This is a genomic window from Serratia sp. BNK-12 (genome assembly GCF_047456085.1).
In the GTDB taxonomy this organism is placed as follows: Bacteria; Pseudomonadota; Gammaproteobacteria; order Enterobacterales; family Enterobacteriaceae; genus Serratia; species Serratia liquefaciens.
This window is the reverse complement of the sequence record NZ_CP179896.1, coordinates 4,234,960-4,261,732: the sequence shown is the minus strand read 5'-3', so window position 1 is coordinate 4,261,732 and position 26,773 is coordinate 4,234,960. Positions and strand designations below refer to the sequence as shown.

Below are 26,773 nucleotides of genomic sequence, written 5' to 3'. Positions count from 1 at the left end.
ATGGCGGCTAGAAGCCGGCGGCACTGCCGTTGCTGCGGGGATCGAAAGCCCCTTCAAGCATGCCGTTAGTATGGCGAACAATAGCGCCGGCATGGCCGACCGCTTCGCTAAAGTCCGGTAACAACTCCACGTCGTGGCCCCGTTGGCGCAGGTAGTCGACGGTTTCCGCGCTAAAGCGACCTTCCAGCTTCAGCGAGTCAGAGCTTTCACCCCAGGTACGGCCCAGCAGCCAGCGCGGCGCGCTGATCGCCTGCTGCAGCGGCAGGCCCTGCACCACATGGCGAACAAACACCGCCGCCTGGGTTTGCGGCTGGCCGTCGCCGCCCATGGAGCCATACACCAAGGTGCGTCCGTCATACAGGCGAGCCGCCGCGGGGTTCAGAGTGTGGAAAGGCTGTTTGCCTGGCGCCAGTGCCAGCAGATGGGCGGCATCCAGGCTGAAGGACGCTCCGCGGTTTTGCCACAGCACGCCACTTTGCGGCAATACCACGCCGCTGCCGAATTCGTGGTAAATGCTTTGGATAAAGGACACCGCCAGACCGCTGCTGTCCATCACGCCCATCCAGACGGTATCGCCCGGCCCCTTGCCTTTGCCCCAGGCCGCGGCATGCTCAGGATCGATATGCTTGGCCAGCGTATCCAGGCGTTCTGTCGTCAGGAGTGCCTGCGGATCCTGTGTCATTTGGCGTGGATCGGTGATGAATTGGTCACGCAGACCGAAAGCCAGCTTGGTGGCCTCGACGATGCCATGCACCACTGCGCCTTCGCTTTTGCTGGCCAGGGGCAGGCGATCGGTCAAACCGAGGATTGCCAGCGACACCAGGCCTTGAGTCGGTGGGGTGAGATTGAAGACTTCACCTTTCTGATGCTCAAGTCGCAAAGGCGTGCGCCGACGCGGCCGATAATCCGCCAGATCTTGGGCGGTGAGCGGCATGCCCAGCCGGGCCATATCGGCCGCCATGCTTTGCGCCAGTCGGCCGCGATAGAAGCTGTCCAACCCCTCTTCGGCCAGGGCAATCAGGGTATCCGCTAACCGTGGCTGGCAGAAACGCTGTCCGGCAAGGGGGATTTCCCCCTGCGGTAAATAAGTGCGGGCAAAATGTTCCACATGCGCCAGTTCATGATATTTGCTGCGTGTGGCGGCCTCCTGCGAGGCGGTAACCGGAATGCCGTCCGCCGCATAGCGAATGGCATCGGCCAGCAGACGCGGTAGCGGCAGCTGTTCGCCGCCCAGCTCGCCGGAATAGTCTAGCGCTTCACGCCAGCCGCCAACGGTGCCGGCAACGGTCAGCGCCGCCCTGGGGCCGCGATGCGGGATGTGGCTTTCACCGGCGTAAAAATCCAGCGTGGCTAAGGAACCGGCAGCGCCGCTGGCGTCGATCGCCACCGGATCGCCCTGTGGCGGCACAATCAGCCAGAAGCCGTCACCGCCCAGGCCATTCATGTGCGGATAAACCACGGCGATAGTCGCGGCGGCGGCGACCATGGCTTCGATGGCGTTACCCCCTTCACGCAGAACCGCCAGCGCGCTTTCGCTGGCGAGGTGGTGAGGCGTGACGGCCATGCCCAATGGCGCGGTATTGCTGTTAATCATTTCTTGGCCCTTGTTTGAGGTCAGCTTCTGTCTCAAAGACAAGCAAGAGGCGTTCCATGTTTTGTTCGGTGGTAATAAACGCTTGCCAGCGGGTAGATTGGCCGTGCTATGTTCCGCTGAAACAAAGGTTACAAGCAGGAGCAGCAATGAAGCAGATCGATGAACGCCTGCGCGGGGAATATTCGCAACTTACGCCGCAGGAACAGCGGGTAGCCGATTTTATTTTCGATCACTTTGACGACCTGATCAGCTACAACAGCGCCGAGTTGGCGCGCCTGAGCGGCGTATCTAAAGCTACCGTCAGCCGCCTGTTCAAGCGCCTGGGCTACCCAAGCTACCGTGCAATGCGTGATGAACTGCGCACCCTGCGCCAGAGCGGTATGCCGCTGACGGATAATCGTGATGCGGTGCAGGGCAACACCCTGTTGGCGCGGCACTACAAGCAGGAAATGGCCAACCTTACTCAGTGGGTGAACCATATTGACGCCGGCCAGTTCAATGCGGTGATCGCCGCCCTGGTGCAGGCTCGGCGTGTGGTACTGATGGGGTTTCGCAACAGTTATCCGATTGCCATGCACCTGCGCCAGCAACTGATGCAGGTACGTGAGCAGGTGTTATTGATGCCGCAGCCCGGGCAAACGCTGGCGGAAGAGCTGGTCGATTTGGACCACGGGGACGTGGCCGTAGTTGTGGCTTTTCGCCGCCGGCCGCGTCAGTTGCGGGCCTTGCTGACGCAGTTGCAGATTCAGCAGGTTCCGACGCTGCTGGTCTGCGAACCGCAGGCGCAGTCGCTGATCCCACTGGCGAACTGGCACCTGGCGGCACCGCTGGATAGCGTTTCCGCTTTTGACAGCTATTCCGCCGCCATGAGCCTGGCCAATCTGCTCAGCAATGCCTTGCTGCATGAGACGCTGACGCAAGGACGCCAACGGATCCATCAGATCGCCGATCTGTATGGCGATCTGGATGAGTTGGAACAGCGCTAATTTCCGCGCCATTTTGGTGCCTTCGCACTTTGATGGTGCGCATTTTTCTCCGTGATATCCCTTCCTCCTGCCACAGTCATGGCAGGGGAGTTTCCTCTTAGCCCCCTAACTCAAAGACAGCAAAGGTTAAGCTGGTTGCCGCTTCCGATTGGCACATTAGTTGCAAAGTGATAATTAAAGAATCTTTTGTTTCATCATTTCACCATCGGGGATAGTCTATGAACTTCAAGAAAATCGGGGTAGCGGCGTTAGGGGCGGTGCTGTTGATGGCGCAGGCCACGTCGGTGATGGCGGATCAACTACAAGAAATCCAGCAGCGCGGCGTGTTGCGGGTAGCGGTACCGCAAGACTTCCCGCCGTTTGGCTCGGTAGGCACCGATCTGCAGCCGCAGGGTTATGACATCGATATGGCGCAGTATCTGGCCGACAAGATGAAACTTAAGTTGCAGCTGGTGCCGGTCACCAGTGCCAACCGCGTCCCTTATCTACAGACTAACAAAGTGGATTTGGTGATTTCCAGCCTGGGCAAAAACCCTGAACGCGAAAAGGCTATCGCTTTCAGCCGTGCCTATGCGCCGTTCTTCCTGGGGGTGTTTGGCCCTAAAGACACCGCGTTGAGCGCTGCCGCTCAATTGGAAGGCAAGACCGTTGGCGTGACGCGCGGGGCGGTTGAAGACATGGTGTTGAGCGACACTGCGCCGAAGGGCGCGCAGATCAAACGCTACGAAGACAACAACACCACGCTGTCGGCCTACCTGTCCGGTCAGGTGCAATACATTGCTACCGGCAATCTGGTGGTGAGCGCTCTGGCGCGACAGAACCCGACCAAAGCGCCGGTGGCCAAGTTTATGTTGAAGGATTCGCCATGCTTCGTCGGCCTGCGTCTGGGCGAACCGGCGCTGAAAGCCAAAGTGGATGAATTGATTGAACAAGCGCTGAAAGACAACACCCTGAATGGGCTGTCGGAAAAATGGCTGAAAGCGCCGCTGCCCGCCCATCTTGGCGCGTAATGGGAGCACCCGATGACCTATCAGCTAAATTTTCCCGCGCTGTGGCCCTATCTGCCGGAGCTGTTGGCCGGTTTGCTAACCACGATTGAGTTGACGGCACTGGCCACCCTGATGGGCGTTGCGCTGGGGATTTTCGGGGCGGCGATCCGCAGCGGCAAAGCCAACCTGTTTAGCCGTGCCTGGGGGATTTACGTCGAGGTGGTGCGCAACACGCCGTTCGTGGTGCAGCTGTTCTTCATTGTCTTTGGTCTGCCGAGCCTGGGGTGGAAGCTGACCGCCGGGCAGGCGGCTCTGTTGGCGATGGTGATTAATCTGGGCGCCTACAGCACCGAAATTATACGCGCAGGCATTCAGGTGACGCCGAAAGGGCAGTGGGAGGCCGGGCGGGTGCTGGGCTTTAGCCGCAGCCAGACATTTTTGCGCATCGTGTTACCGCCTTCGCTGCAGCGCATTTACCCGGCGTTGGTCAGCCAGTGCATTATCGTCATGCTGGGCTCGTCGGTGGTGTCGCAGGTGTCGTTCGAAGAATTGACCTTTGCCGCCAACCTGATCCAGTCGCGCACCTTCCTCAGTTTTGAGGTGTATTTAGTGACGGCGTTGTTTTACCTGCTGTTATCGATACTGATGCGCCAACTGTTGCTGGCCGCCGGCCGCCGCTTTTTAGGGAGCCAGAACTGATGCTGACTTTTACCGACTGGGACATTGTGCGCAACCTACTGCTGGCCGCGCGCTGGACGCTGTTGCTGTCGCTGACGGCGTTCTTTGGCGGCACACTGGTGACGCTGCCGCTGTTATTGCTGCGCCTGAGCAAGCGCCGGTGGGCGCTGCGTTTTGTCCGCTGTTATTCAGAGCTGTTTCAAGGCACGCCACTGCTGATGCAGCTGTTCCTGGCCTTCTTTGGGCTGGCGCTGTTCGGCATTGATGTTAGCCCCTGGGCCGCTGCGGCACTGGCACTGACGCTGTTTACCAGCGCTTTTCTGGTGGATATCTGGTCCGGCAGCATCGCCGCGTTGCCCAAAGGCCAATGGGAAGCGTCGCGCTGTCTTGGGCTGAGCTTCGGCCAGACCCTGGTGCGGGTAGTGGTGCCACAGGCGGTTCGCATTGCCATTGCGCCGACCGTCGGTTTTTCAGTTCAGGTGATCAAGGGCACCGCGTTGGCGTCGATCATTGGTTTTGTCGAACTGACCAAGGCAGGCGCCATGTTAAACAACGTCACTTATCAACCCTTTAAAGTGTTCGGCCTGGTCGCGCTGGGCTATTTCCTGATGTGTTACCCGCTGTCGCGCTACAGCCATTATCTGGAGAGGAAGTTCCATGCCGCTCATCACAATTAATCAGGTTCAAAAATATTACGGCCAGAACCACGTGCTGAAGGGCGTGGATCTGGATATCGATATGGGCCAGGTGATTTCGATTATCGGCCGTAGCGGGTCGGGCAAGAGCACCCTGTTGCGCTGCATCAACGGGCTCGAGGGGTACCAGGAAGGCAGCATCAAACTGGGTGGCATGACCATCACCGACCGTGATTCGCAGGCGCGTGAGATCAGTCGCTCCATTGGCATGGTGTTCCAGAACTTCAATCTATTTCCCCACATGACCGCGTTGGAAAACGTGATGTTGGCACCGCGTCGGGTGCTGAAGAAAAGCCCGGCGGAATGCCGCGAGCTGGCGGAAGAGATGCTGAACAAGGTTGGGCTGGGTGAGCGGATGCATTATTCCCCGGCTAACCTTTCCGGAGGGCAGCAGCAGCGGGTGGCGATTGCCCGGGCGCTGGCGATGAACCCGAAGGTGTTGCTGTGCGACGAAATCACCTCGGCGCTGGATCCTGAGCTGGTGGGCGAGGTGCTGAAAGTCCTGGAGCAGTTGGCCAAAGAGGGTATGACGCTGATTCTGGTGACCCATGAAATGAACTTTGCCCGTGAGGTCGGTGACCGGGTGGTGTTTATGCACCAGGGCAAAGTGTGGGAGCAAGGCGACAGCCGCACGCTGTTCGCCAATCCGCAAACGCAGGAATTAAAACAGTTTATTGCTTCAGTTCGCGGCCTGTCCGAGGCGTGATATGCCATGAGGCGTGTGCTGAGTTCTGAGTTTACTGAGTTATTAAGCTGGTAAGGAATTAACATGTTGGATATTACCCAGTTCGATCAGATTAACCCACCTGCCCGTCTGCTGATGGGGCCAGGGCCGATCAACGCCGATCCGCGCGTGCTGCGTGCCATGTCTAGCCAGTTGATTGGGCAGTATGATCCGGCAATGACCGGCTACATGAATCAGGTTATGGAGCTGTATCGCGCGCTGTTTCGTACCGAAAACCGCTGGACGATGCTGATCGACGGCACCTCCCGTTCGGGCATCGAAGCGATGCTGGTCTCCTCCATCCGCCCCGGCGACAAAGTGCTGGTGCCGGTGTTTGGCCGTTTTGGCCATTTGCTGTGTGAAATTGCCCGCCGCTGTCGTGCCGAAGTGCACACCCTCGAGGCGCCGTGGGGGGAAGTGTTCAGTGCCGATCAGATTGAAGATGCGATCAAGAAGGTGCGTCCGCGTCTGCTGTTGACGGTGCAGGGAGACACTTCGACCACCATGCTGCAGCCGCTGGATCAACTGGGGGATATCTGCCGCCGCCACGGCGTATTGTTTTATACCGACGCGACCGCATCCTTCGCCGGTAACCCGCTGGAAACCGATGCCTGGGGGCTGGACGCGGTATCCGCAGGCCTGCAGAAATGTCTGGGTGGGCCGTCCGGCAGTTCGCCGGTCACCCTAAGCCCGCAGTTCGAAGAGATCGTCCGCCGTCGCAAGTGCGTGGAGCAGGGGATCCGCACAGCCGACCATGCCGACGGCGACGATGAGATGATCTACTCCAACTATTTTGATCTCGGCATGATCATGGATTACTGGGGCCCCGAGCGTCTGAATCACCACACCGAAGCCACCAGCATGTTGTTTGCCGCGCGCGAATGTGCCCGGGTGATCCTGGAAGAGGGGCTGGATAACACCATCGCTCGCCACAGGCTGCACGGCGCGGCGATGCTGGCCGGCATTCAGGGCATGGGGCTTGAGGTGTTCGGCGATCTCGATAACCGCATGAACAACGTGTTGGGCGTAGTGATCCCGCCGCAGGTGCATGGCGAACAGGTGCGGCAGATGATGCTCAATGATTTCGCTATTGAGATTGGCACTTCGTTTGGCCCGCTGCAGGGCAAGATTTGGCGCATCGGCACCATGGGCTACAACGCGCGTAAAGACTGTGTGCTGCAAACCTTGACTGCGCTGGAAGCGGTGCTGAACCGTCTGGGTTTCGCCAGCAAGCAGGGGGAAGCGCTGCAGGCGGCCTGGAACACCTACGACGACGGGAGCCGGTGATGGCGTTGCGGTTAACCGTCCAGGAGGCGGAACAGGCGGCCGCACGGGTGATGGCGCGTTGCGACGCGCTGGCGGCGATCAGCGCTACGCCAGGCCAGCTGACGCGGGTTTATCTGTCGCCGGAGCATCGGCGCGCCAACCTGTTGGTAGGCGACTGGATGCGCAGTATCGGTATGCGGGTCTGGCAGGACGCCGTTGGCAATGTTTGTGGCCGCTACGAAGGTCAAACGCCAGGTGCGCCCGCGCTGTTACTCGGTTCGCATTTGGATACGGTGCGCAATGCCGGCCGTTATGACGGCATGCTCGGCGTATTGACCGCCTTGGAGGTGGTGGCGCATTTGCAGCAGCAGCAGCGGCGTCTGCCGGTGGCGGTTGAAGTGATTGGCTTTGCCGATGAAGAAGGGACGCGATTTAGCGCCGCCCTGCTGGGCAGCCGGGGTATTACCGGCCAGTGGCCAGCCGAGTGGTTGGCGCGTACTGATGCCGAGGGCATCAGCGTGGCGCAGGCGTTGCGCGAGTTTGGCCTGGATCCGGCGGCGGTGGTTGAGGCGCGGCGAGCACCAGGTGATATCTTGGCTTATCTGGAATTGCACATTGAACAAGGGCCTTGTCTGGAGGCCGCCGATCTGGCTCTGGGCGTGGTGACGGCGATTAACGGCGCGCGTCGACTCCATTGCACCTTTAGCGGCGAGGCAGGCCATGCAGGCACTGTGCCGATGGGGCAACGCAAAGACGCCTTGGCGGCCGCGGCGGAGTGGATGGTGGCGGTTGAAGCAATAACTCGTACCCGCGATGAACATTTGGTGGCGACTGTCGGCTGTATCGAAAGTCTTCCGGGGGCGGTTAACGTCATTCCCGGTGAGGTGAAACTGTCGCTGGACGTTCGCGGCCCGCAAGATGGCCCGCTGGCGGCATTGCTTACGCAGCTGTTGGAACGGGCGCAGGAGATCTGCGCACGTCGCGGATTAGGTTTTGCCAGCGAGGAGTTTTATCGCATAAACGCAACGGAATGTGATGCAGATTTGCAGCAACGTTGGCAGCAGAGCGTGGCGGCGGTGCAGGGGCGCAGCATGGCTTTGCCCAGCGGTGCCGGGCATGACGCGATTGCCGTGGCGGCTTGCTGGCCGGTGGGCATGCTGTTTGTCCGTTGCGATCGCGGCATCAGCCATCATCCGGCCGAAGCCGTAAGCCAGGCCGATGTGGCGCTGGCTATTCAGGCCTACTGCCAGACGGTGGCCAGTTGGGAGAATACCGATGAACCTGCAGCAGTTTAATCAATTGCCCGTGGCGGAAGCCGAGCGATTGCTGCAGCCCTGCGTGAACATTGCGAGCTGGATAGCTTCAGTGATTGCGGCCCGGCCGTTCAGCAGCAGCGATGCCGCGTTGGCGGTGGCCTGGCAGGCGGCGCAGCGTTGGCGACCTGAAGAGGTCAGCCAGGCATTGGCGCAGCACCCGCGTATTGGCGAACGTGCCGCAGGCCAGGGGAAAGAGGCGCAGTTCTCCAAGCGTGAACAGTCGGCGGTCAATGACCGGGATCCGGAATTGGCTCAAGTGCTGCTGGTGGGCAACCGGCGTTATGAACAGCAATTTGGCCAGGTGTTTTTGATCCGTGCCGCCGGCCGAGATGGGCGAGCCATTCTGAGTGAGCTGGAACGACGCTTGAACAACGACGTGGAGCAGGAGCGGCAGGAAACCGCCGAACAGCTGCGCGAAATCGTGATGCTGCGTTTTAAGGAGTTACTGAGCGATGAGTAATATCAGCACCCATATTTTGGATACCTCCCTGGGTAAACCGGCGGCAAAGGTGCGAGTCTGGCTGGAGCGGGAACAGCAGGGGCAATGGCGGGCGATAGCCGAAGGCACCACCGATGCCGATGGCCGCGCCCGTGAGCTAACGCCGGATGAGCTGCCCGCGGGGCATTACCGCCTGCATGCCGACGTGGGCGGTTACTTTACCGCAGACAATCGTGAAACGTTATACGCCACGGCGATCATCGATTTTGTCATCAAGGATGCGGCGCAGCATTACCATTTACCGCTGCTCATCAGCCCGTATTCCTATTCAACCTACCGGGGCAGCTAAACGCCCTTAGCGGTTAACCCGCATTGACGAGGTATCTATGGCTCTGTCTCAGGATAAGGGCGCGGCTTCGTGCTGCCCGGAAGATGAAAAATTGCCGCTGGCAAAAACCTTCGCCTACGGCCTGCAGCATATTCTGACCATGTATGGCGGCATCATAGCGCCGCCATTGATCATAGGTTCTGCCGCAGGGTTAGACGCCGCGCAAATTGGCCTGCTGGTGACGGCAGCGCTGTTTGTCAGCGGTTTGGCGACGTTATTGCAAACGCTTGGTGCGCCGGGTTTCGGCTCTCGTTTGCCGTTGGTGCAGGGCGTTTCCTTTGCGGGAGTCGCGACCATGGTGACCATAGTCACTGGCGACGGCGGGTTGCCTGCGGTGTTTGGTGCGGTGATCGCGGCGTCGTTGATTGGGTTACTGATCGCGCCGTTTTTCTCGCAGATTATTCGCTATTTCCCGCCGGTGGTGACCGGCACCGTGGTGACGGTGATTGGGTTGTCGCTGATGCCGGTGGCGGTACGCTGGGCGATGGGGGGCAACGCCAAGGCCGCAGATTGGGGATCAACCGGAAATATTGGCCTGGCGGCTTTCACACTTGCGGTTATTTTGTTGCTGAACAAGGTGGGTTCCCCGGGGTTAAAACGGTTATCGGTGCTGCTGGCGATGGCTGTCGGCTGTGTGGCGGCCGCGTGGGTGGGTAAGCTGAGCTTCGCTGCCGTAGGCCACGGGCCTTGGCTGGCATTCCCCGCGCCTTTTGCCTACGGTTGGCCAACCTTCGAACTGAGCGCAGTGCTATCCATGCTGTTGATCGTACTGGTATTACTCACGGAAACCACCGCCGGGCTGATGGCCGTCGGTGAAATTGTCGGTTCGCCGGTGAATGCGCGCCGTATCGCCAACGGGTTGCGTGCCGATATGTTGTCCAGCGCCCTGTCGCCGGTATTTAACTCGTTTCCGCAAAGCTCGTTTGCCCAGAATATCGGGCTGGTGGCGATCACCGGCGTGAAGAGCCGCTTTGTGGTCAGCGCCGGCGGGACGATTCTGGTGCTGCTGGGGCTGTTGCCGGTCCTGGGGCGACTGGTGGCCTGCATTCCGCTGCCGGTCTTGGGCGGCGCGGGTGTGGTGCTGTTCGGCTCGGTGGCCGCCAGCGGCATCCGCACTCTGGCCAAGGTTGAGTATAAGGACAACATGAATCTGGTGGTGGTAGCGACGGCGATTGCCTTCGGCATGATCCCTATCGTGATGCCGACCTTCTACGATCAGTTTCCGAACTGGGTGCGTACTTTGCTGCATTCAGGCATCAGTGCCTCGTGCCTGGTGGCGCTGTTGCTGAACCTGTTGTTTAACCGCATTGGGGGGACAGAAGAAAAAGCGGCGGAAGAAGAGCTTTCCTGAAGCAACGGGCGCGGTGTACCGGTACCGCGCCCGAAATGCTTAATCGTGGCGCAGGAAACTGTCAGCATCCCGCCAGGCCGGGAAGGCACTGCGATAGCTTTGCAGGGATTCCAGCGACAGTTCCGCGTCAAGCCTTGCGGCAATGCCGGGTTCCGCCTGCGCCAGCGTTTCGCCCTGCGGGCTAAGGATCAGGCTGTCACCGCTGTAGTTCAGACCGTTGCCGTCTTCGCCGACGCGGTTGCAACCGGCCACGTAGACCTGATTCTCAATGGCCCGTGCCGCCAGCAGCGTTTGCCAGTGTTTGCTGCGCGGTGCCGGCCAATTGGCGACGTACAGCGCCAGATCGTAATCCTGCTGGTAGCGAGACCAGACCGGAAAACGCAGGTCATAACAGATTTGCGGCAGGATGCGCCAGCCGCGCCATTCGAAGATTTCACGTCGTTTGCCTGCCTGATAGTGCAGGTGTTCACCCGCCATGCGGAACAGGTGGCGCTTATCGTAGGCATGCACCCGGCCGTTGGGCTCCACCAGCAGGAAACGGTTAACCGCGCCCTCGGCGGTTTTCAGCGCCACGCTGCCGCCAACCAGCGCGTTGTTTTTGTTCGCCCAACCGTGCAGCCAGTCAATCACCTGCTGTTCCGGCAGCGCACTTTCCCCGGCATCCATGGCAAAACCGGTAGTAAACATCTCCGGCAATACGATCAGATCGCGGCCGCTTAAGGGGGCCAGCAAGGCGTCAAAATGTTGCAGATTGGCTTGGCCATCTCGCCACACCAGGGGTTGCTGCAACAGGGTAATTTTTAAAGTCGACATAACCGCTCCGCAGCTGCATCCAGCGTGGCATCCTGTTTAGCGAAGCACAGCCGGATCAATTTATGAGGGAAAGGATCGGCACAGAAGACCGACAGCGGGATCGCCGCCACGCCTACGTGCTCGGTTAACCAATGACAAAATGCCACGTCGTCCAGATCCGAGACCGCGCTGTAATCCGCCAGTAAGAAGTATGTCCCTTCGCAGGGTAAAATTTCCAGTCGGCTACTGGACAGCGCCTGCACGAAACGGTCGCGCTTGGCGCGGTAAAACGCAGATAGCTGCTGCCAGTGTTCCGGTTCGCTGCGTAGCATATCGGCCAGCGCCAACTGTGCCGGGGTGTTAACCGAGAAGGTCAGGTACTGGTGTACCTTGCGCACTTCCGCACTCAGCGCTGCCGGGGCGACGCAATAACCCACTTTCCAGCCGGTCATGTGGAAGGTTTTGCCGAAGGATGACACCGCAATGGCGCGTTGACGCAGCTGCGGGTGGGCCAGCACGCTGGCATGTCCCCCTTTGGCGAAACAAATATGCTCATAGACTTCATCGCTGAGCACATAGATTTCACGCTCGCTAATGGCATGCCACAGCTGTTGCATATCTTCCGCCTGCCAGGCGGTGGCGGAAGGGTTGTGCGGCGTATTGAGGATCACCAGGCGGGTGCGGGGCGACAATAATTCTTCGAACTGTCGCCAATCGACGCTAAAGGCCGGCGGCTGCAGCGCAATGCGTTTCAGCGTACCGCCGGACAAGGTGACCGCCGGCGCATAGCTGTCATAGCTGGGATCGAAGCAAATTACTTCATCTCCCGGACGCACCAACGCGCTGATGGCGGCGAACAGCGCTTCGGTAGCCCCAGCCGTGACGGTAACTTCGGTGGTCGCGTCCGGCAGCCAGCCATACAGCGCCGCCGTTTTCTCGGCGATGGCTTCGCGCAGGGGCGCGACGCCGGTCATCGGTGCATATTGGTTTGCGCCCTGGCTGACATGCCAGGTCAGACGCTCTTTCAGATAGTCCGGGCCATCGAAATCGGGGAAACCCTGAGACAGGTTGATTGCCTGATGCTGCGCTGCCAGCGCGCTCATCTGGGTGAAAATGGTGGTGCCCAGAGCGGGCAGTTTGCTTTCGGGAATCAATGCTGAAGTGCTCATAGCAGGCTAATACTCCTGGCGCTTATGTTGCCGTCAATATAACACGATGTTAGTATTTGGCAATCAAGACGCTTAGATGGCTAAATGAAGAAAAAATCTAATCATTAATCAAATCATTCTAAGCTTCACCTGCTGGACGACCTTACTGACCGGGAAACGATAATGACCGAAAATCCGCAACTTACAGCGCTGTTGTCTGCCTGTCACTGGATTGGCGAAAAGGGCTGGTGCCCGGCGACCGGCGGCAACATGTCGCTGCGTCTTGATGACCGACACTGTCTGGTGAGCGAATCCGGCAAGGATAAAGGCAGCCTGAGCGAATCGGATTTCCTGCTGGTGGAAACCGCCACCAACCATGTGCCGAGTGGCCGCACACCCTCGGCGGAAACCGGCCTGCATACCTTGATTTACCGGCTGTACCCGCAGATTGGCGCGGTGTTGCATACGCATTCGGTGAATGCGACAGTGTTGTCACGCGTTGAATCCAGTGAGCGTTTGGTGTTGCAGGGCTATGAGATGCAAAAATCTCTCGCCGGGCAGAGCTCTCATCTGGATACCGTAGCGATCCCCATTTTCGACAACGATCAGGACATTCCGCACTTGGCCGCACGCGTCGCGGCCTATGCCGAAGTGACGCCATTGCAGTACGGTTTTCTGGTGCGGGGTCACGGCCTGTATTGCTGGGGCCGCCAGGTTGCGGAGGCTCGTCGTCACCTTGAAGGACTGGAATTCCTGTTCCAGTGCGAACTGCAACGCCGTTTACTGGAGGCAAAATGATCCGCGCCATCGTCACTGACATTGAAGGTACCACCAGCGATATCCGCTTTGTTCATCAGGTGCTGTTTCCCTATGCGCGTGAACGTTTGGCACCGTTTATCCGTCAGCACCAGGCAGAGGCTGAGGTGGCTGCGCCGCTGGCTGCCCTGCGTCATGAGATTGACCAACCGCAGGCGGATATTGAGCAGCTTATTGCCGCGCTCTACCGTTTTATGGACGAAGATCGCAAATCCACCGCATTGAAGGCACTGCAAGGCATCATCTGGCGCAGTGGTTACCACAACGGTGATTTCCGCGGGCATTTATACCCTGAAGTGGTCGGGCAGCTAAGCGCCTGGCAGCAGCAGGGGCTGAAGCTATACGTTTACTCTTCCGGCTCGGTGGAAGCGCAAAGACTGCTGTTCGGCAACAGTGATGCCGGCGATCTGCAGCCATTGTTCAGCGGGTATTTCGATACCCACGTCGGGGCCAAGCGTGAAACCGCCTCGTACCGCAATATTGCCAATGAAATCGGTATCGCCGCCGACGAGCTGCTGTTCCTTTCCGATATTCATCAAGAGCTGGATGCCGCGCGAGCCGCCGGTTGGCATACCTGTCAGCTGATCCGCGACGACGCCGATGCGCAGAGCCGGCACCCGCAGGTTAACCGTTTTGATCACATCGATTTAGGGGAGTTTGCCTCATGAGTGGATTGACGATTTTCAGCGATAAAGAGCCGCAGCAGCCGCTGTGGCAGAGCCGCGACGCCGAAGCTATTCAGCAGCAACTGGCACAAATCGGCGTGCGTTTTGAACGCTGGCAGGCCGATCGTGAACTGGGTGACAACCCGGAACCGGCGGCGGTGATTGCCGCTTACCAGCATGAAATTGATCGTCTGGTGGCGGAAAAAGGCTACCAGAGTTGGGATGTGATCAGCATGCGTCCGGACAACGCCCAGCGCGAAGTGCTGCGCGAGAAGTTTCTTTCCGAACACACCCATGGTGAAGATGAAGTGCGGTTTTTTGTCGAAGGCGCGGGGTTGTTCTGTCTGCATCTGAACGGCAAGATCTACCAGATCCTGTGCGAGAAGAACGATCTGATTTCAGTGCCGGCAGACACTCGCCATTGGTTTGACATGGGATCGGCGCCGAATTTCACGGCGATCCGCGTGTTCGATAACCCGGAAGGCTGGGTGGCACATTTCACCGGCGATAAAATCGCCGATGCTTATCCGCGTCTCAACTGATACTGCGCGGGCGTTAGCCTAACGCCCGCTGGAAGATCCCATCATTGACCTGCTGTGGTGTAATCACACCGCTGTCAAACACCCAACCGCTGATAAGCTTCGCCGGCGTGACGTCAAACGCCGGGTTGTAAACCTGCGCATCGGTTGGCGCCCATTGGCATGAGCCAAAACTGCCCGACACACCGGTCACCTCAGCTGCGGCGCGCTGCTCGATAGGGATGGCTGCGCCGTTCGGACAGTGGGGGTCGTGCGTTGTATGCGGGGCGGCAACGTAGAAGGGGATGTTGTGGTAATGCGCCAGGACTGCCAGGCTGTAGGTGCCTATTTTATTGGCAACGTCACCGTTGGCAGCGATGCGATCGGCACCCACCCATACGGCGTCGACCTGGCCCTGCGCCATCAGGCTGGCAGCCATGGAGTCGCAAATCAACCGATAAGGAATACCCAGTTCGCCCAGCTCCCAGGCGGTCAAGCGGCCACCCTGCAGCAGCGGCCGGGTTTCATCCACCCACACCTGCTGCACTTTGCCCTGCTGATGGGCGCGTAGTAGCACGCCAATGGCAGTACCGACGCCAGCGGTCGCCAAGCCACCGGTATTGCAATGGGTCAGCAGGCGACTGCCGGGTTTTACCAGTTCGGCTCCGTGGTCGGCAATGCGATCGCACAATTTGCGGTCTTCTTCCACTAGCCGCAAGGCTTCTTCCACCATCGCCGCCACCCAGTGCGGTTGCGCCAGCGCCAGCTTCATGCGGTCCAGATTGTTCATCAGATTGACCGCCGTCGGCCTTGAAGCACGCAGAGTGATCAGTGCCTGCTCAAGCTGTTCACGCGGCAGCCCACGTTCTGCCAACAGGGCCAACAGCAGGCTGGCGGACAGGCCGATCAGCGGTGCGCCCCGCACCCGCAAGGTATGAATATGATCAACCAGTTCCTCTACGCTGTCGCAGGTTCGCCACTGTTTTTCCTGCGGCAAAGCCTGCTGATCGAGGATCCAAAGTCGGTTGTCACGCAGGGTCAAACTGGTGGTGTTAAGCGCTTGCATCGGCGGTTAATTCCTTGTTGCGTAGTTATTGCATCTGGAAAGCTATTCTGCCAACATGACTTCCAGATGTATAGACGTCCAAATGCTTTTGCGTCTAAAAAATAATAATCGTTGTGTCAGAGAGACAGGAAAGAGGGGTTGGGAATGTCGCATTATCGTACGTTTACTGCTGCCGATGCCGTTGAGTATGCTCGCCAATACGGGCAGTTAGCCGATCCGCAGGCGCTGGTGAGCGCTGACGAGATTGGTGACGGCAATCTGAACCTGGTGTTCAAGATCCGCGATCGCGATGGCGTGAGCAGGGTGATCGTTAAACAGGCGCTGCCGTATGTACGCTGCGTGGGCGAATCCTGGCCACTGACCCTGGATCGGGCACGGATCGAAGCGGAAACTCTGTTGATCCACGGCGGTTTTTGCCCAAGGCATACGGTAAAAGTGTTGCATCATGATCCCGAGCTGGCGGTGATGGTGCAGGAAGATCTTTCCGACCACCACATCTGGCGCAGTGAATTGCTCAAGGGCCACTATTACCCGCTGGCGGCCGGGCAATTGGCGGAATATTTGGCGCAGACCCTGTTCCATACCTCCGATTTCTATCAGACGGCACAGGCAAAAAAGGCCGAAGTTAGTCGCTTCACCAACCCTGAACTGTGCCAGATCACCGAAGATCTTTTCTTTACCGATCCCTATATCGATCATGAGCGTAATCAGTTTGACCCGGTGCTGCTGCCCCAGGTGCTAGAGCTGCGTAGCGATTCCGCGTTGAAACTGGCGGTGGCTGGACTGAAACACCGTTTTCTGAGCAAGGCGGAAGCGTTGCTGCACGGCGATATCCACAGCGGCTCAATTTTTGTTGCGGAAGGCAAGTTGAAGGCGATAGACGCCGAGTTTGGTTTCTATGGGCCGATCGGGTTTGACGTCGGCAGCGCCTTGGGCAATCTGTTGTTGAACTACTGCGGTCTGCCGGGGTTGTTAGGGCCGCGTGACGCCGCCGCCGGGCGAGAACAACGCCTGCAGGATGTGCGTGAACTCTGGCTGATTTTTGCCGATCGCTTCCTGGCGCTGTGCCACCAATACACTCGTGAGCCGGCGCTGGCGGTGCCAGGTTACGCCGAGCAGTTCCTGCAGCAGGTGTGGACGGATGCGGTAGGTTATTGTGGCAGCGAACTGATTCGCCGCACTATCGGTCTGGCACACGTGGCCGATCTGGACAGTATTAGCGATGCCGAGATGCGTGCAGAATGCCAGCGCCACGCATTGAGCCTTGGCCGAGCGCTGATCGTTAATGCGTCGCAGATCGAACATATCGATGCACTGCTGGCGCGCATTCGCCAAAACGGCTAGCAGCCTGACGGATACGGCGAGGAAGGGTGCTCATGGATCTGTCGTAACAACCAACAGGCGGGGCGAGCCCCGCCGTTGGGTTGCCTTACCGTTCGGGTTCGTAAGCCAAAATGGCTGCAACCTCCGTGTCCCCCAGTTTGATGCGCAATTCACACAGTGAACCGCGAGTGATCCACATCAGCGCGATAAGCGTTATGCAGATAATCATCAGCCTAAGAACGACCCGTTCCTGCTGCATTTTTGACCTCCTTATCCTTGCCTTCCGGCGGGTAAGAGGCTAACCTGACGTTGTTGAGACGTTCAGAGTGGCCTCGGGTTGATGTATCGACTCGGGGCCTTTCTCTTTCTATCCTCGACTAAACTGAAGCTCCGGACAGAAAGATCCAGAGCACCCACCGGCAGTCTATCCGATAATCCTCAGGGTTAAATTAGCCGTTCTGGTAACGTTGCGAACGGCTGCGCATTTCTCAGTGGAAATAAAAAAGGGGCGATGATTATCGCCCCTGAGTGCACGTGTTTATTGCCGTTACGCGGCTTCGGTATGCTTCTGACGTTTATCCTGCTTTAGCGGCTTTTCCGGCTTGCTGGCCGCCAGCGCATCCGGCTCGAAATCATCCACGTTGATGGAACGCAGACGGCTCTCTTCGGCTTTCACCAGGATCTTCGCTTCATCGGCGCTGATTTTGCCTTCTTCCAGCGCCCGCTGTGCCAAACGATCCAGTCGGGTGAATGGCAGGTTTTTACCACTCTCTTTACACAGACGCAGGTGAATCGGCTCGGCGGCAATCACGTCCGCCAATGCGGCTTCCAACAAACCTACCGGGTTATGCTCGCTCGGCGTCAGATACTGACCGCGCCCCAGACGGCTGCGGGTGGCAGACGGCTGTTGGAGGATCTTGGCCAATTGGTGATCCAGACGGTCAGAAGGTGCAGTATGCACGCGGCCGAACGGGAAGATCACGAAGCGCATCGCACCGGCGATAAAGCGGTTCGGGAAGTTGCGCAGCAGATCGTCCAACGCTTGTTCCGCCTGGTGCAGACTGTCCTGCACGCCCCAGTGGACCAGCGGTAAATCTTCTTTCTGACGGCCTTCGTCTTCAAAACGTTTCAGCGTAGCGGAAGCCAGGTACATTTGGCTGAGAATATCCCCGAGACGAGCGGAGATACGCTCGCGGCGCTTCAGGCTGCCGCCCAGCACCCCCATAGAAACGTCCGACAGCAGCGCCAGGTTAGCGCTCAGGCGGTTCAACTGCTGATAATAGCGACGAGTCGCGTCTTTGGTCGGTGTACCACTGGTGCGGCCGTTGGTCAGGCCCAGCCAGAAGCTGCGCACCTTGTTGCTGCCTACATGGCCCAGATGGCCGAACAGCGATTTATCGAAGGCGCTCAGGTCGTTATTTTGCGCTGCCGCCATTTCATCCAGTACATAAGGATGGCAACGGATAGCGCCCTGACCGAAGATCATCATGGTACGGGTCAGGATATTCGCGCCTTCCACCGTGATGGCGATAGGCGCGCCCTGATAGGCACGGGCCAGGAAGTTGGATTTGCCCAGCATGATGCCTTTACCGCCGGCAATATCCATTGCATCGATGATTGCCTGCTGGCCTCTGTGGGTACAGTGGTATTTCACGATGGCCGACAGCACCGCCGGTTTCTCGCCCAGCATCAGGCCGCTGGTGATAAGCGTAGCCGCGGCATCCATCACATAGGTGTTACCGGCGATACGCGCCAGTGGCTCTTCGATGCCTTCCATTTTGCCGATCGAGATTTTGAACTGACGGCGGATATGGGCGTAAGCGCCAATGCCCAATGCCATGGATTTTACGCTACCGGTGGAGTTGGAAGGCAAGGTGATGCCACGGCCTACCGACAGACATTCAACCAGCATGCGCCAGCCCTGACCGGCCATTTTTGGCCCGCCAATGATGTAATCGATAGGTACGAACACGTCGTTACCGCGGGTAGGGCCGTTTTGGAACGGCACGTTCAGCGGGAAGTGACGGTTACCGATTTCAACGCCCGGAGTGCTGGTTGGGATCAGCGCACAGGTGATGCCCGGTGATTCGTTATTGCCCAGCAGGTGGTTCGGGTCATAAAGTTTGAACGCCAGGCCCAGCACGGTCGCCACCGGTGCCAGCGTGATGTAGCGCTTGTTCCAGGTCAGGCGCATGCCCAACACCTGCTCGCCTTGCCACTCACCCATGCAGACGGTACCGACATCCGGAATAGCGCCGGCATCGGAACCCGCTTCCGGACTGGTCAGGGCGAAACAAGGGATCTCGTCGCCGCGCGCCAGGCCCGGCAAGTAATGATTTTTCTGCTCGTCAGTCCCGTAATGCTGCAGCAGTTCGCCCGGACCGAGGGAGTTGGGCACGCCAACGGTGATCGCCAGGATACCAGAAACGCCAGCCAGTTTTTGCAGCACGCGAGCCTGAGCATAAGGAGAGAAGTCCAGGCCGCCGTACTCTTTCTTGATGATCATCGCGAAGAAGCGGTGTTCTTTCAGGTACGCCCACAGTTCCGGGGGCAAATCGGCCAGTTCGTGGGTGATCTGGAAGTCGTTGGCCATGCGGCAAGCTTCTTCCACCGGGCCGTCAATAAACGCCTGCTCTTCGGCGGTCAGCTGCGGTTTCGGGTAATTATGCAGCTTGTTCCAGTCCGGCGTCCCGCGGAACAGATCGCCTTCCCACCAGGTGGTACCGGCTTCGATCGCTTCCTTTTCGGTGGTGGACATAGGCGGCATTACCTTGCGGAACGCACGCAGCGCCGGTGCAGACAGCATCGAACGGCGCAGTGACGTGATGTTCAGCGGCAGCAGGATAATCGCCAGCGGCAGCAGCATCCAGAAGGTCCAAAGACCGATGGCGCCCATGGCGGCGGTGTATGCCAGCAGGATAAGGCTACTGAGGGTGAGGTTCACTCGGTGATAGAACACCACACCAATGAGTGCCAGTAAAACAACAATACTAAGAACCATCATAAGAAGCTCCAAAGTGGCAAGAGGTCTGACCTGTTGTGTGTATGTAATAGGTTTTAGTACAAGCCCATATTTTTATCAATGCATTTACAGTTTAATTACAACTTAAGTCACAATCTGACCGCACCAATCATCAAAAACCTCAGCGGCACCTCAACGAAGGCGCTGTTTGACTCAGAGTGCTTCTCGGTTTTTCCCCGATCCGGTACACTGCGGGGCGGAAGATTGACGATAACAAGAGGTTCCTCATGTACCACGACCTTATTCGCAGTGAACTGAACGAAGCGGCCGATACCCTGGCGAAATTTATCAATGACGATGCCAATATCGACGCCATTCAACGTGCGGCAGTGCTGCTGGCCGACTCCTTCAAAGCCGGCGGGAAAGTCATTTCCTGCGGTAACGGTGGCTCCCACTGTGACGCCATGCATTTTGCCGAAGAGCTGACCGGCCGCTACCGTGAAAACCGCCCAGGCTATCCGGCGATTGCCATTTCCGACGTCAGCCACCTGTCTTGCGTCAGCAACGACTTCGGCTACGAGTATGTGTTTTCGCGCTATGTGGAAGCGGTAGGCCGCGAAGGCGACGTACTGCTGGGTATTTCCACCTCAGGCAACTCCGGCAACATCATTAAAGCTATCGAAGCGGCACGTGCCAAAGGGATGAAAGTGATCACCCTGACCGGCAAAGATGGTGGCAAAATGGCCGGTTCCGCAGACGTGGAAATCCGCGTACCACACTTCGGTTACGCCGATCGCATCCAGGAAATTCATATCAAAGCGATCCACATCTTGATTCAGCTGATCGAAAAAGAGATGGTTAAGGCTTAACGGCTTTAGGGGGCGCACTGCCCCCGCTAATATTGTATTGGGGTGCGCCTGTCGCGCTCCAATAGACGGCGTCAGGGTGGTTAAGGAGTGGCAAGCGATGTGTGAACTGCTCGGGATGAGCGCAAACGTACCGACCGATATTTGCTTTAGCTTTACCGGGCTGGTTCAGCGCGGTGGCCGTACCGGGCCACATAAAGATGGTTGGGGCATTACCTTCTATGAAGGGAACGGTTGCCGCACGTTTAAAGATCCCCAGCCGAGTTTCGACTCGCCGATCGCCCGTCTGGTGCAAGAATATCCGATTAAGTCCTGTGCGGTGGTTTCGCATATCCGCCAGGCTAATCGCGGTGAAGTGGCGCTGGAGAATACCCACCCTTTTACCCGTGAGCTGTGGGGCCGTAACTGGACCTACGCGCACAATGGCCAATTGAAAGGCTATCGCCAGTTGGAAACCGGCAACTTCCGCCCGGTCGGCCAGACTGACAGCGAATATGCTTTCTGCTGGTTGCTGCACCAGCTTTCCCTGAAATACCCTCGTACTCCGAGCCGTTGGCCGCCGGTATTCCGCTATATCGCGCTGTTGGCGGATCAACTACGCCAGAAAGGGGTATTCAACATGCTGCTGTCGGACGGGCGCTTTGTGATGGCGTACTGCTCCACCAATTTGTATTGGATCACGCGTCGTGCGCCATTCGGGAAAGCGACGTTACTCGATCAGGACGTGGAGATTGATTTCCAGCAGCAGACCACACCCAACGATGTGGTCACGGTGATTGCCACCCAACCGCTGACGGCGAATGAAACCTGGCACAAGATCGCACCAGGCGAATTCGCGTTATTTCACTTCGGTGAGCGGCTTGGCCTGAGCGAAGGGATTGGTGCTGACAGCGGGAGCCGTGGTTGACGCATACTGCGTCATCTGGCTGCTGCTCATCAACGGTTGGCCCAGCACGTACTGACCGTTGGATACCCCCACCATTGGCGGTTGATGGTTTTTGACGAAGTAGTCATAACCCGGCTTCAACTGGCGCCAAAAAGCGATGTAGTTAGACGAACTGTGTCGCTTCAGGTTTTGATCGGTCATGCGGAACGGGTAGATACTGATATCAATCCGGCTCTGACCATAAGCGAACGCGGCTTCGACATAACGATAAATCTCATCCATATAGGTGTTGGTCATCGCGTAACACCCAATTGATTTGCATTCACCGTGGATCATCAGATAAGCGCCGGAATACCCCTGTGATTTATCGTAATCATTAGGGAAGCCGATATTTATTGCCCGATAATACTTACTGTCGGGTTTCAGATGGCGCGAGTCGACGCTATAAAAGCCTTCCGGACTTTTAAAGTCACCTTCACGACGTTTCGGGCCGAGGCCGCCGGAGAAATTGCAGATAGGGAAAGAGTTCACCAGGCGGAATTCATTGCCCATTTTGGCATACAACTCCAGCGTGCGTTCTTCTTTGAATATCTGAATATAAACCGGTGAACCCACTAATTGCTGCTTAACCACCGGCGCCTCGGGAACCTGCTCGCTGGCGCTGCAGGCCGTGATCATCGGCATAGAAAAAAGCATCGCAAACAACAACGCGATTTTGCTCATTATTATTCCTGCTTATATTTATCTGCTGGCTCAATGTAGACATGGCCAACATGCCACTGATTATTGTTTTACGGTCTTAAAACACCGTCAGATTACCAGCGTGTTCTTTTTTAGCAATATGCGATGTGTATAAAAAAACTACAAACTTCGATAAAAGTGAATCGACAGGCAGATTTTAACGATTGGTGGAGTAAAACAGCGGAAATTTAATTGCGTTTGCTTGACTCAGGTCACTGCCCAGCGCAGAAAAATGTTGTGAAAAATGTTAATATCCCGGCTCGAATTAATCTGCTGTTACGTCCGCAGAATGAGGTGTTGAGCTTACTTCTCGGGGGGATTGAATCACCCCTGCGGCAACAAAGTATTAACAGCGTTTTTAGCGCGCAAAAATGGATCCAGGAGTTATCAACGGAATGTTCGCGACCCCATTTTGTCAGTGCGAAAGATTTCATGTTGAGCGTGATGCCGTTGCGCTTAACCCAGAGGCTGCTGATGCAGTCTCATCATCCAGGTATCGTCAGCACCAGCCTCTGGGGCCGGTAAGACGTGTGAAACTAACCAACATCGTATAAATCTTATGATTAAAATCAGAAAAGGGTTAGATCTGCCCATTGCCGGAACACCGGTTCAGGCAATTCATGACGGCCCAATCATTCAGCATGTCGCCCTGCTTGGGGAAGAATACGTCGGAATGCGCCCGTCCATGCTGGTGCAGGAAGGCGATAGCGTTAAGAAAGGTCAGGCGCTGTTCGAAGATAAAAAGACCCCCGGCGTATTCTTCACTGCGCCAGCCAGCGGCCGCATCGTAGCCATCAACCGTGGTGAACGGCGCGTTTTGCAGTCGGTGGTGATCGCCATCGAAAATGGCGGTGACGAACAGCTGGAGTTTGCCCATTACCCGATGGCGGAACTGGCCATGTTGCCGCGCGAGCAGGTCGAAAGCGAACTGATCGCCAGCGGCTTGTGGACGGCGTTGCGCACCCGCCCTTTCAGCAAAACCCCTGTACCGGGAACGACGCCGCGTGCCATTTTCGTTACCGCCATGGACAGCCAGCCGCTGGCTGCCGATCCGTTGGTGATCATTACCGAACAGCTGGCGGCATTTAACGCCGGGTTATCGGTATTGGCACGCTTGACCGACGGTAAAGTCCACGTCTGTCACGCATCAGGTGCGAACCTGGGCAAGCAGCCGGATGCACAGGTGACCTATAACGAGTTTGCCGGCCCGCATCCTGCCGGGTTGGTGGGTACCCATATCCACTTCCTCGAACCGGTCAGTTTGAAAAAAACCGTCTGGCATATCGGTTATCAGGACGTGATCGCTATAGGGACGCTGTTCACTACCGGCAAGCTCGATACCGATCGGGTGGTGGCGCTGGCCGGCCCGCAGGTGGAACTGCCGCAGCTGCTGCGTACCCGCCTGGGGGCCAGCCTCGATGAACTGACCGCCGGCCGTCTTAAAGCCGGTGAAAACCGGGTGATTTCAGGCTCGGTGCTGAGCGGTACCCACGTCGCTGGCCCTAACGCCTATCTTGGCCGTTTCCACTCGCAGGTTTCCGTGCTGGAAGAAGGGCGTGATAAACAGCTGTTCGGCTGGATCGCGCCGTCGCCGGATAAATTCTCTATCACCCGCACCACGCTGGGCCATTTCCTGAAAAACAAGCTGTTCGCCTTCTCGACCACCACCCACGGTGGCGAACGCGCCATGGTACCGATCGGCAACTATGAGCGGGTGATGCCGCTGGACATTCTGCCGACGCTGCTGCTGCGTGACCTGCTGGCGGGTGACAGCGACAGTGCACAGGCGCTGGGCTGTCTGGAGCTGGATGAAGAAGATCTGGCGCTTTGCACCTTCGTCTGCCCCGGCAAGTATGAATACGCTCCGGTGCTGCGCGACGTGCTGACCAAGATTGAGCAGGAAGGATAACCGATGGGCCTGAAGAACTTTTTTGACAAAATCGAGCATCACTTCACTCCGGGCGGCAAGCTGGAAAAGTGGTACCCGCTGTTTGAAGCCACGACGACGGTGTTTTACACCCCGGGTTTGGTGACACGCGGCGCTTCGCACGTGCGCGACGCCATCGATCTGAAACGCATGATGATCCTGGTATGGCTGGCCGTTTTCCCGGCGATGTTCTGGGGTATGTACAACGTTGGCCAACAGGCCATTCCGGCGCTGCATCACCTCTACAGCGGCGATCAGCTGCAACAGGTATTGGCGGGCGACTGGCACTACCGGCTGGCGCAATGGTTGGGGGCTTCTCTGGCGGCGGACGCCGGCTGGGTCAGCAAAATGGTGCTGGGTGCCTGCTACTTCCTGCCGATATACGCCGTGGTGTTTCTGGTCGGCGGATTTTGGGAAGTGCTGTTCGCTATCATTCGCAAGCACGAGATTAACGAAGGTTTCTTCGTCACCTCGATTCTGTTTGCGCTGATTGTGCCGCCCACGCTGCCGCTGTGGCAGGCCGCGCTGGGGATTACCTTCGGCGTAGTAGTGGCGAAAGAGATTTTCGGCGGCACCGGGCGCAACTTCCTTAACCCGGCATTGGCGGGGCGCGCTTTCCTGTTCTTCGCTTATCCGGCGCAGATTTCCGGTGACCTGGTGTGGACCTCCGCCGACGGTTTCTCCGGCGCAACGCCGCTGGCGCAATGGAGCGCGGGTGGGGCGCACAGTCTGAGCAACGTCGCTACCGGCCAGTCAATCAGCTGGATGGACGCGTTTCTCGGCAACATTCCCGGCTCCGTCGGCGAAGTTTCCACACTGATGATCCTGCTTGGCGGGGCGATAATCCTGTTCGGTCGTGTGGCATCCTGGCGCATCGTCGCCGGCGTGATGCTGGGCATGATGGCTACCGCCTTCCTGTTTAATTCCATCGGTTCTACTACTAACCCGCTGTTCGCCATGCCGTGGTACTGGCACCTGGTGTTAGGTGGTTTCGCCTTCGGCATGATCTTTATGGCCACCGATCCGGTTTCCGCCTCGTTCACCAATAAGGGGAAATGGTGGTACGGCATCCTGATTGGCGTGATGTGCGTGCTGATCCGGGTGGTCAATCCGGCCTATCCGGAAGGCATGATGCTGGCGATCCTGTTCGCCAACCTGTTCGCGCCGCTGTTCGATTATCTGGTGGTGCAGGCCAACATCAAGCGGAGAAAAGCCCGTGGCGAATGAATCTAAAAACGACAGCATCGGTAAAACGCTGCTGGTGGTACTGCTGTTGTGCCTGGTGTGTTCTGTGGTGGTGGCGGGTTCCGCCGTCGGTCTGAAGTCCAAACAGCAGGAACAAAAGCTGCTCGACAAGCAGCGCAATATCCTCGACGTGGCCGGCCTGCTGCAACCGAAAATGGAGGGCGAGCAGGTCAAAACGTTGTTCACCCAACGCATCGAACCCCGGTTGCTGGATTTAAACAGCGGTGAGTTTGTTACCGGCAAGGCAGCGGCGTTCGATCTGGCTGCGGCATTGCGTGATGACAGCAAAAGTGCGGCGTTGCCGGCGGCTGACGATCCGGCGGGCATCAAACGCCGCAGTAACCAGGCGGAAATCTATCTGGTGCGTGACGACAGCGGCGCGGTGAACAAAATTGTGCTGCCGGTTTACGGCACGGGCCTGTGGTCAATGATGTACGCCTTTGTTGCGCTGGATAATGACGGTAACACGGTGAAAGGCATTACTTACTACCAGCAAGGGGAAACCCCGGGTCTGGGTGGTGAGGTTGAGAATGCTAGCTGGCGCCAGCAGTGGGTCGGTAAAAAGCTGTTTGACGATAACGGGCAACCGGCGATCCGCGTAGTGAAAGGCGGGGCGCGTCAGGGAGATGAACACGGGGTGGACGGCTTGTCCGGCGCCACGCTGACCTCCAACGGCGTGCAGCATACTTTTGACTTCTGGTTGGGCGAGCACGGCTTTGGCCCGTTCCTGAAAAAAGTTCGTGAAGGAGCGCTGAAAAATGGCTGATTCCAAAGAGATTAAACGGGTCCTTTTAGGGCCTCTGTTCGACAACAACCCGATTGCCCTGCAGGTGTTGGGCGTCTGCTCCGCGCTGGCGGTGACTACCAAGCTGGAAACGGCGGTGGTGATGACCATCGCGGTAACGCTGGTTACGGCGTTTTCCAGCTTCTTTATTTCGTTGATCCGTCACCATATTCCGAACAGCGTGCGCATTATCGTGCAGATGGCGATTATCGCCTCGCTGGTGATCGTGGTCGATCAGCTGCTGCGCGCCTATGCGTTCGAGATTTCCAAACAGCTGTCGGTGTTCGTTGGCCTGATCATCACCAACTGTATCGTGATGGGGCGCGCCGAAGCCTATGCCATGAAGTCGCCGCCCATCGAGAGTTTCATGGACGGTATCGGCAATGGGCTGGGGTACGGGGTGATCCTGGTGCTGGTTGGCTTCCTGCGTGAGCTGTTCGGTTCCGGCAAGCTGTTCGGCATCCCGGTGCTGGAAACGGTACAGAACGGCGGTTGGTATCAGCCAAACGGTTTGTTCCTGTTGGCACCGAGCGCGTTCTTTATCATCGGCCTGCTGATCTGGGCGCTCCGCACCCTGAAACCAGCGCAGATCGAAAAGGAGTAATGGC

At 57.9% G+C, this 26,773-nt stretch carries 28 protein-coding genes; 21 read left to right on the top strand and 7 right to left on the bottom strand.

The window, feature by feature from the left end; translation table 11 throughout:
- Nucleotides 1-7: 7 nt before the first annotated feature.
- The gene (locus ACMGG1_RS19900) at nucleotides 8-1,594 is read right to left on the bottom strand and encodes a gamma-glutamyltransferase family protein (RefSeq protein ID WP_414160967.1); all 1,587 of its coding nucleotides are present in this window, start codon (nucleotides 1,592-1,594) and stop codon (nucleotides 8-10) included.
- Between the two features lie 146 nt (nucleotides 1,595-1,740).
- On the opposite strand from ACMGG1_RS19900, the gene ACMGG1_RS19895 reads away from it, so the two are divergent.
- The 10 genes from ACMGG1_RS19895 (at nucleotide 1,741) to ACMGG1_RS19850 (ending at nucleotide 10,426) form a co-directional block, all read left to right on the top strand.
- Nucleotides 1,741-2,580 carry a MurR/RpiR family transcriptional regulator gene (locus tag ACMGG1_RS19895; RefSeq protein WP_020825346.1) on the top strand — a complete coding sequence of 280 codons (840 nt, stop codon included), beginning with the start codon at nucleotides 1,741-1,743 and terminating at the stop codon, nucleotides 2,578-2,580.
- Nucleotides 2,581-2,798: 218 nt separating this feature from the next.
- Nucleotides 2,799-3,590: a transporter substrate-binding domain-containing protein gene (locus tag ACMGG1_RS19890; RefSeq protein ID WP_129982480.1), complete on the top strand. Its 792-nt coding sequence runs from the start codon at nucleotides 2,799-2,801 to the stop codon at nucleotides 3,588-3,590.
- 12 nt (nucleotides 3,591-3,602) lie between these two features.
- A complete protein-coding gene (locus ACMGG1_RS19885; protein ID WP_020825348.1) occupies nucleotides 3,603-4,268 on the top strand; it encodes an amino acid ABC transporter permease in 666 nt (221 codons plus the stop codon).
- Entirely contained in the window at nucleotides 4,268-4,924 is a 657-nt protein-coding gene (locus tag ACMGG1_RS19880) for an amino acid ABC transporter permease (protein WP_414160966.1), read from the top strand. The genes ACMGG1_RS19885 and ACMGG1_RS19880 overlap by 1 nt, the downstream gene beginning before the upstream one ends.
- Nucleotides 4,905-5,648, top strand: a complete 744-nt coding sequence (locus tag ACMGG1_RS19875; protein ID WP_044548464.1) for an amino acid ABC transporter ATP-binding protein — start codon at nucleotides 4,905-4,907, stop codon at nucleotides 5,646-5,648. The genes ACMGG1_RS19880 and ACMGG1_RS19875 overlap by 20 nt, the downstream gene beginning before the upstream one ends.
- Nucleotides 5,649-5,711: 63 nt before the next feature.
- Nucleotides 5,712-6,953 (top strand): pyridoxal-phosphate-dependent aminotransferase family protein, encoded by a 1,242-nt coding sequence (locus ACMGG1_RS19870; protein WP_046374436.1) that lies wholly within the window; start codon nucleotides 5,712-5,714, stop codon nucleotides 6,951-6,953.
- Nucleotides 6,953-8,227 carry an allantoate amidohydrolase gene (hpxK, locus tag ACMGG1_RS19865; RefSeq protein ID WP_414160965.1) on the top strand — a complete coding sequence of 425 codons (1,275 nt, stop codon included), beginning with the start codon at nucleotides 6,953-6,955 and terminating at the stop codon, nucleotides 8,225-8,227. Before ACMGG1_RS19870 ends, hpxK begins: the two co-directional genes overlap by 1 nt.
- Nucleotides 8,208-8,708, top strand: a complete 501-nt coding sequence (uraD, locus tag ACMGG1_RS19860; RefSeq protein ID WP_414160964.1) for a 2-oxo-4-hydroxy-4-carboxy-5-ureidoimidazoline decarboxylase — start codon at nucleotides 8,208-8,210, stop codon at nucleotides 8,706-8,708. Before hpxK ends, uraD begins: the two co-directional genes overlap by 20 nt.
- Nucleotides 8,701-9,036: a hydroxyisourate hydrolase gene (uraH, locus tag ACMGG1_RS19855; protein WP_046374433.1), complete on the top strand. Its 336-nt coding sequence runs from the start codon at nucleotides 8,701-8,703 to the stop codon at nucleotides 9,034-9,036. The genes uraD and uraH overlap by 8 nt, the downstream gene beginning before the upstream one ends.
- 37 nt (nucleotides 9,037-9,073) lie before the next feature.
- On the top strand, nucleotides 9,074-10,426 hold the full coding sequence (locus ACMGG1_RS19850; protein WP_410529179.1) for a nucleobase:cation symporter-2 family protein: 1,353 nt from the start codon (nucleotides 9,074-9,076) through the stop codon (nucleotides 10,424-10,426).
- A 39-nt stretch (nucleotides 10,427-10,465) separates the two neighbouring features.
- Here ACMGG1_RS19850 and ACMGG1_RS19845 read toward each other — a convergent pair whose 3' ends face one another.
- Nucleotides 10,466-11,239, bottom strand: a complete 774-nt coding sequence (locus tag ACMGG1_RS19845) for an amidohydrolase (RefSeq protein WP_414160963.1) — start codon at nucleotides 11,237-11,239, stop codon at nucleotides 10,466-10,468.
- A complete protein-coding gene (locus ACMGG1_RS19840) occupies nucleotides 11,227-12,387 on the bottom strand; it encodes a pyridoxal phosphate-dependent aminotransferase (protein ID WP_048759722.1) in 1,161 nt (386 codons plus the stop codon). The genes ACMGG1_RS19845 and ACMGG1_RS19840 overlap by 13 nt, the downstream gene beginning before the upstream one ends.
- A 162-nt stretch (nucleotides 12,388-12,549) precedes the next feature.
- Between ACMGG1_RS19840 and ACMGG1_RS19835 the strand changes: the two genes are divergently transcribed.
- The 3 genes from ACMGG1_RS19835 to ACMGG1_RS19825 are packed head-to-tail and all read left to right on the top strand — an operon-like array spanning nucleotide 12,550 to nucleotide 14,389.
- Nucleotides 12,550-13,164 (top strand): methylthioribulose 1-phosphate dehydratase, encoded by a 615-nt coding sequence (locus tag ACMGG1_RS19835; protein WP_122077382.1) that lies wholly within the window; start codon nucleotides 12,550-12,552, stop codon nucleotides 13,162-13,164.
- Nucleotides 13,161-13,850, top strand: coding sequence for an acireductone synthase (gene mtnC, locus ACMGG1_RS19830; RefSeq protein ID WP_414160962.1), 690 nt, complete (start codon nucleotides 13,161-13,163; stop codon nucleotides 13,848-13,850). Before ACMGG1_RS19835 ends, mtnC begins: the two co-directional genes overlap by 4 nt.
- Nucleotides 13,847-14,389, top strand: coding sequence for a 1,2-dihydroxy-3-keto-5-methylthiopentene dioxygenase (locus ACMGG1_RS19825; protein ID WP_044548476.1), 543 nt, complete (start codon nucleotides 13,847-13,849; stop codon nucleotides 14,387-14,389). Before mtnC ends, ACMGG1_RS19825 begins: the two co-directional genes overlap by 4 nt.
- A gap of 13 nt (nucleotides 14,390-14,402) precedes the next feature.
- Here ACMGG1_RS19825 and mtnA read toward each other — a convergent pair whose 3' ends face one another.
- Nucleotides 14,403-15,431 carry an S-methyl-5-thioribose-1-phosphate isomerase gene (gene mtnA / locus ACMGG1_RS19820; protein ID WP_020825361.1) on the bottom strand — a complete coding sequence of 343 codons (1,029 nt, stop codon included), beginning with the start codon at nucleotides 15,429-15,431 and terminating at the stop codon, nucleotides 14,403-14,405.
- Nucleotides 15,432-15,575: 144 nt separating this feature from the next.
- On the opposite strand from mtnA, the gene mtnK reads away from it, so the two are divergent.
- Complete coding sequence (gene mtnK / locus ACMGG1_RS19815) at nucleotides 15,576-16,775, top strand: S-methyl-5-thioribose kinase (RefSeq protein WP_020825362.1); 1,200 nt, start codon at nucleotides 15,576-15,578, stop codon at nucleotides 16,773-16,775.
- An 85-nt stretch (nucleotides 16,776-16,860) separates the two neighbouring features.
- Here the strand turns inward: mtnK and ACMGG1_RS19810 are convergent, their stop codons facing one another.
- Complete coding sequence (locus ACMGG1_RS19810; protein ID WP_041414251.1) at nucleotides 16,861-17,013, bottom strand: Hok/Gef family protein; 153 nt, start codon at nucleotides 17,011-17,013, stop codon at nucleotides 16,861-16,863.
- A gap of 288 nt (nucleotides 17,014-17,301) precedes the next feature.
- A complete protein-coding gene (fadE, locus tag ACMGG1_RS19805) occupies nucleotides 17,302-19,758 on the bottom strand; it encodes an acyl-CoA dehydrogenase FadE (RefSeq protein ID WP_198639687.1) in 2,457 nt (818 codons plus the stop codon).
- Nucleotides 19,759-20,003: 245 nt separating this feature from the next.
- Here fadE and lpcA point away from each other — a divergent pair, with 245 nt between their 5' ends.
- Together lpcA and ACMGG1_RS19795 are read left to right on the top strand one after the other, a co-directional pair.
- Complete coding sequence (gene lpcA, locus ACMGG1_RS19800) at nucleotides 20,004-20,585, top strand: D-sedoheptulose 7-phosphate isomerase (protein ID WP_004949058.1); 582 nt, start codon at nucleotides 20,004-20,006, stop codon at nucleotides 20,583-20,585.
- 97 nt (nucleotides 20,586-20,682) lie between these two features.
- Nucleotides 20,683-21,489 (top strand): class II glutamine amidotransferase, encoded by an 807-nt coding sequence (locus tag ACMGG1_RS19795; protein WP_020825364.1) that lies wholly within the window; start codon nucleotides 20,683-20,685, stop codon nucleotides 21,487-21,489.
- Here ACMGG1_RS19795 and dpaA read toward each other — a convergent pair.
- A complete protein-coding gene (dpaA, locus tag ACMGG1_RS19790) occupies nucleotides 21,421-22,191 on the bottom strand; it encodes a peptidoglycan meso-diaminopimelic acid protein amidase (protein ID WP_020825365.1) in 771 nt (256 codons plus the stop codon). The genes ACMGG1_RS19795 and dpaA overlap by 69 nt on opposite strands.
- A 255-nt stretch (nucleotides 22,192-22,446) precedes the next feature.
- On the opposite strand from dpaA, the gene ACMGG1_RS19785 reads away from it, so the two are divergent.
- Genes ACMGG1_RS19785 through ACMGG1_RS19765 form a run of 5 tightly spaced genes read left to right on the top strand, consistent with a single transcriptional unit; the run spans nucleotide 22,447 to nucleotide 26,769 of the window.
- Nucleotides 22,447-22,734, top strand: a complete 288-nt coding sequence (locus tag ACMGG1_RS19785; protein ID WP_128864373.1) for a hypothetical protein — start codon at nucleotides 22,447-22,449, stop codon at nucleotides 22,732-22,734.
- A gap of 34 nt (nucleotides 22,735-22,768) precedes the next feature.
- Nucleotides 22,769-24,118 (top strand): Na(+)-translocating NADH-quinone reductase subunit A, encoded by a 1,350-nt coding sequence (locus ACMGG1_RS19780; RefSeq protein WP_128864374.1) that lies wholly within the window; start codon nucleotides 22,769-22,771, stop codon nucleotides 24,116-24,118.
- A 3-nt stretch (nucleotides 24,119-24,121) separates the two neighbouring features.
- Nucleotides 24,122-25,363 (top strand): NADH:ubiquinone reductase (Na(+)-transporting) subunit B, encoded by a 1,242-nt coding sequence (locus tag ACMGG1_RS19775; RefSeq protein ID WP_020825367.1) that lies wholly within the window; start codon nucleotides 24,122-24,124, stop codon nucleotides 25,361-25,363.
- A complete protein-coding gene (locus ACMGG1_RS19770) occupies nucleotides 25,353-26,147 on the top strand; it encodes a Na(+)-translocating NADH-quinone reductase subunit C (RefSeq protein ID WP_020825368.1) in 795 nt (264 codons plus the stop codon). Before ACMGG1_RS19775 ends, ACMGG1_RS19770 begins: the two co-directional genes overlap by 11 nt.
- Nucleotides 26,140-26,769 carry an NADH:ubiquinone reductase (Na(+)-transporting) subunit D gene (locus ACMGG1_RS19765; RefSeq protein WP_020825369.1) on the top strand — a complete coding sequence of 210 codons (630 nt, stop codon included), beginning with the start codon at nucleotides 26,140-26,142 and terminating at the stop codon, nucleotides 26,767-26,769. The genes ACMGG1_RS19770 and ACMGG1_RS19765 overlap by 8 nt, the downstream gene beginning before the upstream one ends.
- Nucleotides 26,770-26,773 lie beyond the last annotated feature (4 nt).

What these genes read in the sequence shown, in the direction of transcription:
- ACMGG1_RS19900 (WP_414160967.1), bottom strand. Translation starts at nt 1,594, where the DNA reads ATGATTAACAGCAATACCGCGCCATTGGGCATGGCCGTCACGCCTCAC.
- ACMGG1_RS19895 (WP_020825346.1), top strand. Translation starts at nt 1,741, where the DNA reads ATGAAGCAGATCGATGAACGCCTGCGCGGGGAATATTCGCAACTTACG.
- ACMGG1_RS19890 (WP_129982480.1), top strand. Translation starts at nt 2,799, where the DNA reads ATGAACTTCAAGAAAATCGGGGTAGCGGCGTTAGGGGCGGTGCTGTTG.
- ACMGG1_RS19885 (WP_020825348.1), top strand. Translation starts at nt 3,603, where the DNA reads ATGACCTATCAGCTAAATTTTCCCGCGCTGTGGCCCTATCTGCCGGAG.
- ACMGG1_RS19880 (WP_414160966.1), top strand. Translation starts at nt 4,268, where the DNA reads ATGCTGACTTTTACCGACTGGGACATTGTGCGCAACCTACTGCTGGCC.
- ACMGG1_RS19875 (WP_044548464.1), top strand. Translation starts at nt 4,905, where the DNA reads ATGCCGCTCATCACAATTAATCAGGTTCAAAAATATTACGGCCAGAAC.
- ACMGG1_RS19870 (WP_046374436.1), top strand. Translation starts at nt 5,712, where the DNA reads ATGTTGGATATTACCCAGTTCGATCAGATTAACCCACCTGCCCGTCTG.
- hpxK (WP_414160965.1), top strand. Translation starts at nt 6,953, where the DNA reads ATGGCGTTGCGGTTAACCGTCCAGGAGGCGGAACAGGCGGCCGCACGG.
- uraD (WP_414160964.1), top strand. Translation starts at nt 8,208, where the DNA reads ATGAACCTGCAGCAGTTTAATCAATTGCCCGTGGCGGAAGCCGAGCGA.
- uraH (WP_046374433.1), top strand. Translation starts at nt 8,701, where the DNA reads ATGAGTAATATCAGCACCCATATTTTGGATACCTCCCTGGGTAAACCG.
- ACMGG1_RS19850 (WP_410529179.1), top strand. Translation starts at nt 9,074, where the DNA reads ATGGCTCTGTCTCAGGATAAGGGCGCGGCTTCGTGCTGCCCGGAAGAT.
- ACMGG1_RS19845 (WP_414160963.1), bottom strand. Translation starts at nt 11,239, where the DNA reads ATGTCGACTTTAAAAATTACCCTGTTGCAGCAACCCCTGGTGTGGCGA.
- ACMGG1_RS19840 (WP_048759722.1), bottom strand. Translation starts at nt 12,387, where the DNA reads ATGAGCACTTCAGCATTGATTCCCGAAAGCAAACTGCCCGCTCTGGGC.
- ACMGG1_RS19835 (WP_122077382.1), top strand. Translation starts at nt 12,550, where the DNA reads ATGACCGAAAATCCGCAACTTACAGCGCTGTTGTCTGCCTGTCACTGG.
- mtnC (WP_414160962.1), top strand. Translation starts at nt 13,161, where the DNA reads ATGATCCGCGCCATCGTCACTGACATTGAAGGTACCACCAGCGATATC.
- ACMGG1_RS19825 (WP_044548476.1), top strand. Translation starts at nt 13,847, where the DNA reads ATGAGTGGATTGACGATTTTCAGCGATAAAGAGCCGCAGCAGCCGCTG.
- mtnA (WP_020825361.1), bottom strand. Translation starts at nt 15,431, where the DNA reads ATGCAAGCGCTTAACACCACCAGTTTGACCCTGCGTGACAACCGACTT.
- mtnK (WP_020825362.1), top strand. Translation starts at nt 15,576, where the DNA reads ATGTCGCATTATCGTACGTTTACTGCTGCCGATGCCGTTGAGTATGCT.
- ACMGG1_RS19810 (WP_041414251.1), bottom strand. Translation starts at nt 17,013, where the DNA reads ATGCAGCAGGAACGGGTCGTTCTTAGGCTGATGATTATCTGCATAACG.
- fadE (WP_198639687.1), bottom strand. Translation starts at nt 19,758, where the DNA reads ATGATGGTTCTTAGTATTGTTGTTTTACTGGCACTCATTGGTGTGGTG.
- lpcA (WP_004949058.1), top strand. Translation starts at nt 20,004, where the DNA reads ATGTACCACGACCTTATTCGCAGTGAACTGAACGAAGCGGCCGATACC.
- ACMGG1_RS19795 (WP_020825364.1), top strand. Translation starts at nt 20,683, where the DNA reads ATGTGTGAACTGCTCGGGATGAGCGCAAACGTACCGACCGATATTTGC.
- dpaA (WP_020825365.1), bottom strand. Translation starts at nt 22,191, where the DNA reads ATGAGCAAAATCGCGTTGTTGTTTGCGATGCTTTTTTCTATGCCGATG.
- ACMGG1_RS19780 (WP_128864374.1), top strand. Translation starts at nt 22,769, where the DNA reads ATGATTAAAATCAGAAAAGGGTTAGATCTGCCCATTGCCGGAACACCG.
- ACMGG1_RS19775 (WP_020825367.1), top strand. Translation starts at nt 24,122, where the DNA reads ATGGGCCTGAAGAACTTTTTTGACAAAATCGAGCATCACTTCACTCCG.
- ACMGG1_RS19765 (WP_020825369.1), top strand. Translation starts at nt 26,140, where the DNA reads ATGGCTGATTCCAAAGAGATTAAACGGGTCCTTTTAGGGCCTCTGTTC.